Origin of the sequence: Candidatus Poriferisocius sp., from assembly GCF_965202595.1 — a bacterium.
GTDB lineage: Bacteria > Actinomycetota > Acidimicrobiia > Acidimicrobiales > Bin134 > Poriferisocius.
The window spans coordinates 269658-281535 of record NZ_OZ241836.1; the positions used below are offsets into that span (position 1 = coordinate 269658).

Here is an 11878-nt window from a genome sequence, read left to right on the forward strand (position 1 = left end):
ACCAGGGCCTGGCCGGCCACTTGACCGCCGAACACCCGCTGGCGCACCAGCGTCGGCGCCGGGTGGTGGGGTGGGGCTGGCTTCGCCTACCCTCGGTTCAGGGGGTCTGGGCTACGCTTTCCTTCTCCCATGTCGCTTCTTGTTTCGGCCCGCGCCCACTTGGTGGACTACAGGCACCGCCTGCTGCGTTACGGCGGGGCATCGGCGGTGGGGGTGGTGTTGGGGCAGACCATCCTGCGAGTGTGCTACGACCTGCTGGGATGGTCGGCGTTGGTGGCCAACCTGGTGGCGTTCCTTATAGCCAACATCCCCGTGTACCACCTGAACCGGTCATGGGTGTGGGACCGATCGGGTCCCAGTAGCTGGAGGCGCGAGGTGCTGCCCTTCTGGCTGGTTTCCTTCGCGGGGCTGGCCCTGTCGTCGCTTGCCGTGGGTTTGATCGACCGGGTGACCGGCAACGGCTGGTTGATCACCGTGGCATCGGTGGGGGCGTTCGGCACGGTATGGCTGGTGAAGTACGCGGTGTGCGACCAGTACCTGTTCGGCCCCCCAGGCCAAAGCGGCGACCATGACGGTCCCAATCGGGAGATGGCAGGGGATCACAACGATCCCAATCGGGAGATGGCTGGGGATCACGACAGCTCCAATCGGGGAATGGCTGGGGATCACGACAGCTCCAACCGGGGGATGGCAGGGGATCACAACAGCTCCAATCGGGGAATGGCAGGCGATGGAGCCCGACCGGCGGGCGTTCGCTGAGGCCGCCCGGGGTTTCATGCCCCCCGACGAGGGGTTGGCTCTGAACCGGGCCGCGTGCGGCCTGGGCGTGGATGGGCCGCTTTTGGAGGTGGGCAGCTATTGCGGCAAGTCCTCGGTCTATTTGGGTGATGCCGCCCAGTCCCAGGGGCGGCTGCTTTTCGCTCTGGATCATCACCGGGGATCGGAGGAGAACCAGCCCGGTTGGGAGTGGCACGAGCCCGACCTGGTGGACCCCGAGGTGGGCCTGATCGACACCCTGCCCCATTTCCGCCGCACTGTTAACCGGGCCGGGCTGGAGCCGTGGGTGGTGGCGGTGGTGGGTGACTCGGTGACCATCGCCCGGAACTGGTCCACCCCGCTGGCCTTTCTGTTCATCGACGGCGGTCACGGCCCCGAGCCGGCCCACGCCGACTACGAGAACTGGGTGCCCCACGTGGCCATCGGGGGCCGGTTGGCCATCCACGATGTGTTTCCCGATCCCGCCGACGGTGGCCGCCCGCCCTACGAGATCTACTGCCGGGCCATGGACTCGGGAGCGTTCACCGAACTGGCCGCCACCGGCTCGCTGCGGATACTCACCCGCCACGCCCCCGGAATCTGACCGGGTTCGAGGGATGAACCTCCCAGGCCGGTCCCAGACTTCAACCCAACGCCTTTAGTGCACAGTGCCGAGCCAGTGGTTGGCCGGGTTCGTTACGGTGACAGGCGTACCTGGTTATCCGCTTGTGGCCCGGTTCGTTACGGTGATGGGGTGGACAATGAGGAGAGGCTGGCATCGGGCGAGGCGTGGAGGGAGTTCTGCGAACGGCTCAAAGCGTCGGGTGACCGCCTGCTGGGCCCTGACTTCCCCGGCGGGGCGAGGGAGCGAGCCGAGGGGTACCGCCACCTGAGCCGGCTTCTCATGCAGGGGTTGCTGGAGCAGGTGGAGATGAGCGATCGGGACTTTCCGGTCATGTACCGTCACAACGACGACATCATGCGTTGGGGTGGGCCCAACGTGGACAACACCTACTGGCGGGCTCCTGTCAGCGCTCAACACACCTACCGGGTCACCGGTTGGCTGCCACCGGGGGCGCTGTTCGTGATTCAGAGCGCCCACGGTGAGATGCACCAGAACCGGCCGGGCATATGCGCCGAGCGTTCCAACGACGACTTCGCCGTGGACCCCGATGGCAGCTTCACCTTCGTGGTCAGCTCCGCTCCTCATGACGGCAACTGGCTTCCCATCGACGAGGATACCGATCGCATCTCCATACGGGAGTACAACGTTGAATGGGGTGCTGCCCAACCGGGCCGGTTCTTCATCGAGCGGGTGGGCAATGAGGGTGGGCATCCCGCACCCCTGAATCCTGCCGGTTTCGTCGGTGCCCTGGACCGAGCCATGACCTGGGCCGACGACGCTCTGGTGTTCTGGAACCGGTGGATGGATCAAAGCCGCGGATCCGCGCCGCCCAACGTGTTCTACGGCCCGCGCTCGGTACCGGGCGGGGCCGCCGCCATCGGCTACGGCGGTTGTTCCTACCAGTTGGCTCCCGACGAGGCCATGATCGTGACCTGCGACATACCCCAGGCCCGGTACTGGTCGTTCATGATCTACAGCTACGCCTGGTTCGAGTCGCTGGACTTCGCCAACCGCACGGTCAGCCTGAACAACGCCCAGATTGCCACCGACCCCGACGGCCGTTTCCGGCTGGTGGTGGCCCACACAGACCCCGGTGTGCAGAATTGGCTCGATACCGAGGCCCGCCCCGAAGCCCTAATTTCCTTCCGCTGGGTGCAAAGCACCACCATGCCCACTCCCGAGGCCCAGGTAGTCCCCTTCTCCCAGCTAGGCCAATATCTACCCGATTTCATCACCCGAACCACCCCCGCCCAACGCATCGACCAAATAAACCTCCGTCGCCACTCCCGAGCCCTCCGCTTCCGCTGCTAATCCTATAGTTGTTCTCTGAGCACTCGAAGAAGGCGGTCATGCTCTGTATCCAAAAGTTCCTTTTGTGCTTCAAATTCTTCCAGTGCCTCAAAAAACTCTTTAACCATCTCTCTCTGGTTATCAATGGGTATAACTGGAATGGGAATACATTCAATATGTTTTTTGTAAATGTGAGGCTGCCCTGTCCCTTGTTGTCTACTGTAAATTTCATTTTGGCGGCTTTTTACGCAAGCATAAAGGTATCCAGTTAGAAATTTAAATTCATCCCTACTATATACTACAATACTATCTGATGCCCATATAGGCCCACTGTGCCACCAAACATAGCATGAGTAGGCACCGCTCTTGCTTATAGTAAAGCAATTTCCGCGGTGTGTAAAATTTTTGTGGTTGTACGGACTGGACCCACCGCCAGCAATAACAGGTATATTTCCTGGGAGTATCTCCTGCTTTGTGATTGATTTCCCATTCTCTAAATAAGCAACATTTTTTAGTAATACATAGTCGACACTTTCAGGAACAGGCCATAGTGAATTGGTTAGTGCAGCAAACACGTTTTTCATGTTACGGGTTTTGACGACAGAGACTGAGCGATTCATATCCTCAGGAATCGGGTCAGGTTCATCCTGGTATGATAACTGCCATACTTCCTCCTTCTGACAAAGAGTTGAAACACCGTAGCAAACAGGCTTCATCAGCGTCCTTCGCATCACTGTCAACCAGGCGAATCTCACCCCTGCTGAGACTTTGGGAAAATGGAATGTTGGAGAAGACAACTTGGAATTTGTTCTCTGGAGGGTTGTTTATGCTGTTAATTTGAGTCACACCTGAGTGGCCATCTCCGAACAGAATCATATTCATTTTCGCTATTCGTGCGTTGCTAGTTATTTCTTGCCCAAATATGGTTTTGGTTTGAAGAATCTCTATATCCCGAGGTGACCTCCCAGCTTTGAAGCTAAGGTGTTTGTATGATTCTACTAGAAATCCACCTGTGCCACAGAAGAGATCGAATACTGTCTGCCTAAACTCTGGATCAACAAGTTTTACCATAAATCGGACAATATGTCTGGGTGTGAAGTATTCACCAAGGTCATTCTGAATGGTTGTACGCTGAATAAAATGCTCAAATGCAACTCCTTTTATGTCTTCATCAACACTTGACAAACTTAAAGGGTTCAATTCTAATATAATTTTCTTTAGTACTTTTCCATCCTTAATTTTGGTTTCAGAAATAACCTCACTAGCACCGTATCGACATCTGCGACAGTTACCCCTGAACCACAAAACACCAGGTCAGAAGGGGTGTCTTTAGCGCCGTACATAAGTCGTGTTCTGGTCAGATCAAGTCAACACCCGATGAGCAAGCGAGTTTGGCGACCCCGGCGCTCCCTTGAACACGGGGGGAAGGGTTAGCCGATGGTGATTAGTTCGGGTAGGGATTGGTGGTTGGAAAAGATGGTGGCGGCGGGGGAGCCTCCGGCTAGGGCGTCGGCGGCCAGGATGACGGCGGCGGCGGTGTAGGTGGAGCGCTCGGCGGCGGGGAAGTGGGTTCGCTCGGGGTGGACCATGCCGGTGAAGTAGGAGCCGTCGTCGGCCCGCAGATCCTGCACCCATTCGAACATCTCGGTAGCGATGTCCCGCCGGCCCACGCCCAGGTGGGCGATGATGCACTCGCAGGTTTCCGCTGCGGTGACCCACGGTCGGTCCGAAACGCAGCGCACCCCGTGGCCGTCCATCACGAACTGGTCGAAGCGGGAGGCCAGCATGCTCCGACCGGCCTGCCCGGTGACCACCCCGGACAGAACCGGGTAGTACCAGTCCATGGCCCAGCGGTGCTTGGGCGCAAAAGCACCGGGCTGGGTACGGATCACATCGGCCAACCGGGCGGCACTCAACTCCCAGTCGGGGCGCTCGTGGCCCAGCTCCTCACCAATGGCGATGGCCGCCCTCAGGCTGTGACAGATACTGGACGATCCGGTCAGAAGGGCGAACGACCACGGCGTGCCGTCGGCGTGGCGGGCCCAGCGGATCTCCCCCCGGGGCAGTTGCAGATCGAGCACGAAATCCACCGCCGGTTCCACCACCGTCCACATCGTCTCCAAGAAGCCCCGATCGCCGGTACACAGGTAGTGGTGCCACACCCCGGTGGCCACGTAGCCCACGCAGTTGGCATCCAGCTTGTCCTGTTCCACGCCGTCGGCCAGGTAGTACTGGTGCCAGGCTCCGTCGGACCGCTGGTTGTCCACCAGCCACTGGTAGGCCCGCTCGGCCTCGGCCCGAAACCCCATAACCATGAGAGCCATGGCCGCCTCCACGTGGTTCCACGGATCGGCATGACCGCCGGGGAACCAGGGGATCATCCCGCTGGGCAGTTGCCAGGCGGCAATGCTGCTCGCGGTCAACTCCAGTTCGGCTGAAGACAGAACCCCGGCCACCTGAGGGACAAAAAGCCCTGCCTCTTTATGGTTATGGGGTTCAGGCGGCGACACTCTTGGCCTCCTTCAAATGGCTGGAACCTGATTTCCGGCTGTAAAGCACCAGGCTCTTGCCCAGGACCGGACTCAGAACCCGGTCAGCAATTCGGGTAATTCTGGGTTGGTCAACAATATCCCATTCCAGGAGTCGGCGGTAAGCCGCAACCAGCCGGTGGTTATCGTTGTTCGGACCCACCGCGCACCGCAACCACCAGTAGGGGCTGTGCAGCCCATGAGCGTGGTGGCTGGAGAACGGGGTGAGGCCGGCGCACCGGAGCCGACCGCGGAGCTGTCCGTGCCGGTAGATGCGCACGTGGCCGCCCACCGCTCGGGGGGCGTGGTACTCGTCCGACAGGGCCCAGCAGATCTTCTCGGGTAGCCAGGTGGGTACGGTCACGGCCAGGACCCCGCCGGGTCGCAGCACCCGGGCCAGCTCGGTCAGGGCCTGCTCGTCGGAGTGCACGTGCTCGAGCACCTCCGAGGCGATGATCCGGTCGAATACCCGGTCGGCAAAAGGTAGGCGGGTGGCATCGCCCCGGACGGTTTGGCAGGTTCCGCGGTACCGCTCGCCGGCCTCCGACATGGCGGCAAAGGTGGCCCTCACCTGGGCCAGCTCTGTCGATGCCAGATCGCAGGCCACCACGTGCGCCCCCAATCGAGCAGCCTCATAGGCGTGGCGCCCGAAACCGCACCCCAGATCCAGGAGCTGCTCGCCGGGTTTCAACCCCAGCCGGTTGTAGTCAACGGTCAGCACCTGCTGTCCAGCAGTACCCGGTAGTGCTCCGCTGGGGAGGAGGGCCGTATTCTCACCGTCACGCGTGCCATTCGTTGAGCAGTACCCGGTAGTGCTCCGCTGGGGATGCGGTTTGGGTTCTCACCGTCACGCGTGCCATTCGTTGAGCAGTACCCGGTAGTGCTCAACGGTCTTTTCCGCAGTGTGGTGCCAACTCCAGCGGCTCCTCACCCGTTCCCGCCCGGCTTGGCCTATCCGAGCGGCCATGGCCGGATTGTCCAGAATCCGAACGAGCGCCCCGGCCAATGCCTCGCTGTCTGCGGGGGGCACCAGCAGGCAGGTCTCGCCGCTGGTGCCGGCCACCTCGGGCAGCGCCCCGCCGGTGGTGGCCACCAGCGGTGTGGCGCTGGACATGGTTTCGATGGCCGGCAGCGAGAACCCCTCGTACAGCGAGGGCACCACTGCCACTGAGCTGGTGGCGTACAGCTCCACAATGCGGTCATCGGGCACCCCCGACACGAACTCCACCACCTCGCCCAGTCCCAGGCTGTTGATGGTGGAGGAGGATGCACCCCCCTCGCGGGGTTTTCCGATCACGATCAGCCGCACATCCCGCTCGGTGCGCAACTTGGCCACCGCCTCCAGCAGGTAGCGCAGGCCCTTCATGGGCACATCCGCGCTGGCGGTGGTGATGATCTGCCCCGGCCGGCGGTCCACGCCGGGAAGCGGGCGGAACAGCTCGGTATCCACCCCCACCGGTACCACATGCATCCGGCCATGGGGTACCCGCTGGTCCCGGGCTATGTCGTCGAGGGACGACTCCGACACGGTGATGATGCGCCGCAAGCGGCGGGCCACCCGGGCCTGCATCCGGATGAAGGAGTACCAGCGTCGCTTGCCGAAACGATCCATCATCCCCCGGGCGTGCTCGAGCTCCAGTTGGCGGTCCACGGTGATGGGATGGTGGATGGTGGCCAGTACCGGTAGCCCGTCCCGCTCCATGCCCAAAAGCCCGTAGCCCAATGACTGGTTGTCGTGCACGATATCGAATTCCCCGGCTCGGGAGCGCAGTGCCTGCCAGGCCCGGAGCGAGAAGGCCAGCGGTTCGGAGAAGGCTCCGGTCATGAACGAGCCCACCTCGGCGGCATCGGCCCACGATTTGATCTCCCAGAATCCGGGTAACCGGCCCGGGTAGGCATCGTTGAAGATATCCAGGCTGGGAAGCCGGTGAAGCGGTACCCGAGGGTCCAGAACCGGGTAGGGCTGCCCGCTCAGCACCTCCACGTGGTGCCCCAGATCGGTCAGCGCCCGACTCAGGTGATGGACGTACACGCCCTGGCCCCCGCAATGGGGTTTGCCCCGGTACGAAAGCAGGGCAATCCTGAGGGATCGATCCTCCGGGGCCATGACCTACAAGGTTCTCGGAATCAGGTTGGTTGGGTCAAATATCAGTTGTTGAGGGGTTTGGTGGAGCAGGTGGGCAAGGTTCTCGGAATCAGGTTGGTTGGGTCAAATATCAGGCTTTGGGGGTTTGGGGGTTATGGTTCGCGAGCGGAAAGCCCAGGCGGCAACCCCGATTGCCAGGGCCAGGGCAACCATGGGCCAGGGGCCGGCTCGGGTGGCGAGGGTTTGGCCGGTCCGCAGCTCGACGGGAGCTTGGATCACTGCTTGTTCGGAAACGCCGGTGCGCTGGTAAACGTTTCCGCCGGGGTCCACGAACGCGCTGAAACCGGTTGGAGATGCCTGCGCCACCCACCGCCCCGTCTCCAGGGCCCGCAACCGGGAGCTGGCAACCTGCTGGGTCTGCACGATGGTGAGCCAGTAGCTGGACCCGTTGGTGGGGTTCAACAGCACCTCACCACCGTTGCCGATGGCATCCCGAGCCCGATCCTCGAAGAAGACCTCCCAGCTTATTGATACCCCCAGGCGACCCGCGGGGGTGTCCAGCACCGCGGGGGCGTTCCCCCGCCGCATGTCCTGGGCCGGTAGGTAGTCGGGGGCCAGCGGCTCGATGAGCCACCGCAGCGGCACGTACTCCCCGAACGGCACCAGCCGCACCTTGTCGTAGCGGCCCGCCGGGGTTCCCTCAGGGGTGAACACCGCAACGAAGTTGGCTCCTGCGCCGCCGGGCAGGTCTTCGATCACCCCGGCCACCAGGGTGGTGTTCAGTTCCTGGGCCAGCTCGGCCAACCGTTGCTGCTGGGGGCTGGCGGCGAACAGGCCCTGCACGTCCACCACGTCCTCGGGCCACACCACCAGATCCACCGGTGGTTGCACCAGTTGGCTGGCTTCCCAGTGCCGTTCGAACACCACGGCCGGGTCGGTGTTCGCGGCTCGGGTCCGCTGGGGTCCTCCCCCCTGCACCAGGGCCACGTCGATGGTGCCGAGCGCCGAACCCTGGGGGGCTACCGCGGCCCAGCCCCAGAATCCCACCACCACCACCGCCAGAACCAGTGCGGTCTGCCAATGGCGGTGCAAAGCTGCGGCCACAACCATGGCCACCGCTACCGCCACCCCCACCAGTAGCAACGGGCCCAGCACCCGAACGGTGATGGCCCATGGGCTGTCCACCTGGCTCATGGGCAGGGTGGACAGTGGCACCCCGCCGAAGGGCCACCGCCACCGTATCGCTCCGGCCAGCACGAACAGGCCGGGCAGGGCAACCCACCGGCCGATCCCCGGTGGGCAAGCCACCCCCACCGAGCCGTAAAGAATCGAGAACACCACGCCAACGGCCAGGTAACCGGGAAGGGTGAAATCGACCATCCACAATGTGGAGGGAAACAACCAGCCGGCCCCGAATCCCAACCCCCGCCAGGCCCGGGCCCATAAGGGTTGATCGGCCAGCAGGCGCTCCAGAACCACCAGCGCCACCAGCGCGAGGGGCCACCATCCCCAGGGTGGCATCGACAGGGCAACCAGTCCCCCAGCCCCCAAGGAGCCCACCGCCGGCACCCCGCTGGTGCGAGCCCAAAGCCCGGGTGCGAAGTTCACTGGTATCTCATTGCCACGGGCATCTCATCGCCACTGGCATCTCATCGCCGCGGGTATCTCATCGCCAAAGGATGCACCAGGTGCCGGCTACCGGGGGCCCGGGGCACCATTTGTGGCGGCAAGGGCTGCCTGGCGACCCTGATGGATGCAGGCCGGGATGCCCAATCCTCGGGCCCACGCCCCGGTGACCTGTACCCAGGGCGCGTCTTTGGACAACGCTTGTTCGATGGTGGTCACCAACTCCAGGTGGCCGGGGAAATACTGCGGCAGGGAGTGCTCCCAGCGGCTGATGCGCACATGCTGGGGCGTGGCGTTCAGCCCCATCGTCGTTTCCAAGTCCGACATCACCACCCCCAGCAGGGCCTCGTCGCTCAGGTACAGCAGCTCGTTGTCGCCGTACCGGCCCAGGGACACTCTCATTATCACGGTGTTCGGCGATGCCAGGTGGGCCCACTTGCTTGAGGCCCATGAGCAGGCGGTGATGCTGAGGCCCTCCACGGCCGGTACCAGAAAACCCGATCCGGCCAGGGGGTGTTTCACGGCGCGAGCGTCGAAAGCCAGGGTCACCAGCACCACCGAGGCGTATCGGATGCTTCCCAGCAGCCCGGCCGCTGTCTCGGACAGGGGGGCCACCAGACGGCCGGCCCTCGCGGCGGGCACGGTGATGATCACCCGGTCAGCATCCAGGTGGTTCAAATCGGAAACCGGGGATGACAGCCGCAGCCGGTCGCCCAGCCGGTCGCCCAGTTCTTTGGCCAATCCACCCAGGCCGCCGGGAAGGGTGTAGAACACCGGAGCGCCGGGATCGGCCCCGGGGGAGGCGACCAGCCGCCTCAGCCATCGCACCAGACTGGGGCCGTGGGCGGCGGCCTCGGCCAGTCGAGGCACCGCAGCCTGCACGCTCAAATTGTCCATGGACGAAGCGTTGATGCCCCCGATCAGCGGGTCCACCAGCCGTTCGGCCACCTCGTCGCCCAACCTCCGCCGCACCAGCCCGCCCACCGATTCGTCGCCGACCAGTGCCGGCCCGTCCAGATCGGGCTCCTGGCGGGCTCGGGCCACCCCCGGCGCAGATATGATTCCCGAGGCGGCCAGGGAGTCGAAATCCAGCGGAACCCCCAGCACGTTGGGTTGGGGCAGCTCCCGCAGCGCCCCCCGGGAATACACGAACGCGGCCCGCTGCGTGGGTGACACCAGGTTTGCATCCAGGCCCAGCTCGCGGCACAGCCCCAACGCCCCCGGCACTCGGGCCAGAAACGCATCGGGCCCCTCATCCACCGGCCGGCCTGCCAACTCGGAGGTAAGGATCCGCCCCCCGGCCCGGTCGGCCGCCTCGTACACCACCACCTCGGCTCCGGCCTTGACCGCCTCGTATCCAGCGGCCAGGCCGGTGATGCCCGCCCCCACCACGGCTACCTTCATGGGTGCGACCTCATGGGATGGCTGGGCAGCGCCGCGACCTCATGGGTGTGATTTCATGGGCCGGGGTGCGAATTCATGGGGCTGCTTGGTAGCCGTGTACCAGCTCGACCACTTGCTCCAGCACCTCGGGGTTGGTCTCGGGCAAAACACCGTGGCCCAGGTTGAACACGTGCCCCGGCCGGCCGGCGTTGCGATCCAACACGTCGGTCACCTGCTCGGCCACCACCGGCCACGGAGCCAGCACCACCGCCGGATCCAGGTTGCCCTGCACCGCTGTTTCGGGTCCCAGACGCTTTCGAGCGTCGTCCAGGGGAACTCGCCAGTCCACTCCCACCACATCGGCCCCGGCTTCGGCCAGCAACTCCAGGAACTCACCGGTCCCAACCCCGAAGTGGATGCCCGGGGCCCTCGAATCCCTGTGGCGGTCCTTCAGCTCGGAGAACACCCGTTGGCTGGCCGGCAGCACGAAACGGCGGTACTGGTCGGGGGCCAGGGTTCCGGCCCAGGAGTCGAATAGTTGGAATGCGGAGGCTCCGGCATCGAGTTGCGAGCCGATGGAGGCTATGGCCAGATCGGCCAGACGGTCCATCAGCTCCGCCCACAAGTGGGGATCGCGGTACATCAATGTCTTGGTGAGGGCGTGAGTTCGAGACGGCCCTCCTTCCACCAGGTAGGACGCCATGGTGAACGGTGCCCCTGCGAAGGCGATCAGCGGCACGTCCAGCTCGGCCACCAGGTTGCGCACCGTCTCCAGCACGTAGCCGGTATCGGCCTCGGGGTCCAGCGGTGGCAGGCGATTCAGGTCGCGGGCCTCCCGGAAGGGCTGCTCCACCACCGGCCCCACACCGGGAACGATGTCCACCCCGAACCCCACGGCGTGGGCCGGAACCACGATGTCGGAGTACAGGATGGCGGCGTCCACCCCGTACCGGCGTACCGGCTGGAGGGTCATCTCGGTGGCCAGCTCCGGGCGGGCTATGACCTCCAGCATGGAACCTTCTCCCCGGAGGGCCCGGTACTCGGGCAGCGATCGCCCGGCCTGGCGCATGAACCACACCGGTACCCGCTTCACCGGCAGGCCTCGACAAGCCCGCAGGAAGGCATCGTTGGCAGGAGCGGTCCCGGTGGCCACGCCCAAACCGTACCGACCGCCGGAGCTTGCGCTGCCATCGTCACCGGAGCCGGTAATCCCCCAAAGCCGGTAATCTGCTACTGCCGGTAATCCCCCACCGCCGGTACCATTGTGTGGGTGCGTCGGTCCATTGATGACTATCCCTTCGATCCAGCCGATCTCCCGCCGGGCGATGGTGACGAGTTCGCGCCGGTTTCGTGGGCGGTGGCAGTTGCCGACGACTATGACGATGCCGCGGCCCGGGTGGTGCTCACCGTGGAGGAGGTGGGCCGGGCCGGTTATGGGCTGGTGTTTCATCTGCCCCCTCACCTCGCCCGCCGACTCCGGGTTGCCATCGGTGACGCGCTCAAGGAGATCGGCGAGCCGGTGGATTCCTGAATCCTGGATCGGGGTGGATTTCTGATTCCTGGAGCCGGGCGCTTCTTGAATCC

At 64.0% G+C, this 11878-nt stretch carries 12 protein-coding genes; 4 read left to right on the top strand and 8 right to left on the bottom strand.

What is annotated here, in order from left to right; genetic code table 11:
- Positions 1-129: 129 nt before the first annotated feature.
- The 3 genes from ACOGXC_RS01630 (at position 130) to ACOGXC_RS01640 (ending at position 2692) form a co-directional block, all read left to right on the top strand.
- Complete coding sequence (locus ACOGXC_RS01630) at positions 130-759, top strand: GtrA family protein (RefSeq protein ID WP_419918990.1); 630 nt, start codon at positions 130-132, stop codon at positions 757-759.
- Positions 731-1360: a class I SAM-dependent methyltransferase gene (locus ACOGXC_RS01635; protein WP_419918991.1), complete on the top strand. Its 630-nt coding sequence runs from the start codon at positions 731-733 to the stop codon at positions 1358-1360. The genes ACOGXC_RS01630 and ACOGXC_RS01635 overlap by 29 nt, the downstream gene beginning before the upstream one ends.
- Positions 1361-1510: 150 nt before the next feature.
- A complete protein-coding gene (locus ACOGXC_RS01640) occupies positions 1511-2692 on the top strand; it encodes a DUF1214 domain-containing protein (RefSeq protein WP_419918992.1) in 1182 nt (393 codons plus the stop codon).
- Positions 2693-2694: 2 nt separating this feature from the next.
- Here ACOGXC_RS01640 and ACOGXC_RS01645 read toward each other — a convergent pair whose 3' ends face one another.
- The 8 genes from ACOGXC_RS01645 to hemE all read right to left on the bottom strand — a co-directional run bounded on the left by ACOGXC_RS01645 (position 2695) and on the right by hemE (position 11447).
- Positions 2695-3291 carry a restriction endonuclease subunit S gene (locus tag ACOGXC_RS01645; RefSeq protein ID WP_419918993.1) on the bottom strand — a complete coding sequence of 199 codons (597 nt, stop codon included), beginning with the start codon at positions 3289-3291 and terminating at the stop codon, positions 2695-2697.
- 22 nt (positions 3292-3313) lie between these two features.
- Entirely contained in the window at positions 3314-3856 is a 543-nt protein-coding gene (locus ACOGXC_RS01650; RefSeq protein WP_419918994.1) for an HsdM family class I SAM-dependent methyltransferase, read from the bottom strand.
- 245 nt (positions 3857-4101) lie between these two features.
- Complete coding sequence (locus ACOGXC_RS01655) at positions 4102-5127, bottom strand: prenyltransferase (RefSeq protein WP_419918995.1); 1026 nt, start codon at positions 5125-5127, stop codon at positions 4102-4104.
- Positions 5128-5167: 40 nt separating this feature from the next.
- Entirely contained in the window at positions 5168-5920 is a 753-nt protein-coding gene (locus ACOGXC_RS01660) for a class I SAM-dependent methyltransferase (RefSeq protein ID WP_419918996.1), read from the bottom strand.
- Positions 5921-6046: 126 nt separating this feature from the next.
- Positions 6047-7306, bottom strand: a complete 1260-nt coding sequence (locus tag ACOGXC_RS01665; protein WP_419918997.1) for a glycosyltransferase family 4 protein — start codon at positions 7304-7306, stop codon at positions 6047-6049.
- A 102-nt stretch (positions 7307-7408) separates the two neighbouring features.
- Positions 7409-8893: an apolipoprotein N-acyltransferase gene (lnt, locus tag ACOGXC_RS01670; RefSeq protein ID WP_419918998.1), complete on the bottom strand. Its 1485-nt coding sequence runs from the start codon at positions 8891-8893 to the stop codon at positions 7409-7411.
- A gap of 87 nt (positions 8894-8980) precedes the next feature.
- Positions 8981-10315: a protoporphyrinogen oxidase gene (hemG, locus tag ACOGXC_RS01675; RefSeq protein WP_419918999.1), complete on the bottom strand. Its 1335-nt coding sequence runs from the start codon at positions 10313-10315 to the stop codon at positions 8981-8983.
- Positions 10316-10388: 73 nt separating this feature from the next.
- A complete protein-coding gene (hemE, locus tag ACOGXC_RS01680) occupies positions 10389-11447 on the bottom strand; it encodes a uroporphyrinogen decarboxylase (RefSeq protein WP_419919000.1) in 1059 nt (352 codons plus the stop codon).
- A 117-nt stretch (positions 11448-11564) separates the two neighbouring features.
- On the opposite strand from hemE, the gene ACOGXC_RS01685 reads away from it, so the two are divergent.
- A complete protein-coding gene (locus tag ACOGXC_RS01685) occupies positions 11565-11825 on the top strand; it encodes a hypothetical protein (RefSeq protein WP_419919001.1) in 261 nt (86 codons plus the stop codon).
- Positions 11826-11878: the final 53 nt, after the last annotated feature.

What these genes read in the sequence shown, in the direction of transcription:
- ACOGXC_RS01665 (WP_419918997.1), bottom strand. Translation starts at nt 7,306, where the DNA reads ATGGCCCCGGAGGATCGATCCCTCAGGATTGCCCTGCTTTCGTACCGG.
- ACOGXC_RS01630 (WP_419918990.1), top strand. Translation starts at nt 130, where the DNA reads ATGTCGCTTCTTGTTTCGGCCCGCGCCCACTTGGTGGACTACAGGCAC.
- ACOGXC_RS01635 (WP_419918991.1), top strand. Translation starts at nt 731, where the DNA reads ATGGAGCCCGACCGGCGGGCGTTCGCTGAGGCCGCCCGGGGTTTCATG.
- ACOGXC_RS01645 (WP_419918993.1), bottom strand. Translation starts at nt 3,291, where the DNA reads ATGAATCGCTCAGTCTCTGTCGTCAAAACCCGTAACATGAAAAACGTG.
- hemG (WP_419918999.1), bottom strand. Translation starts at nt 10,315, where the DNA reads ATGAAGGTAGCCGTGGTGGGGGCGGGCATCACCGGCCTGGCCGCTGGA.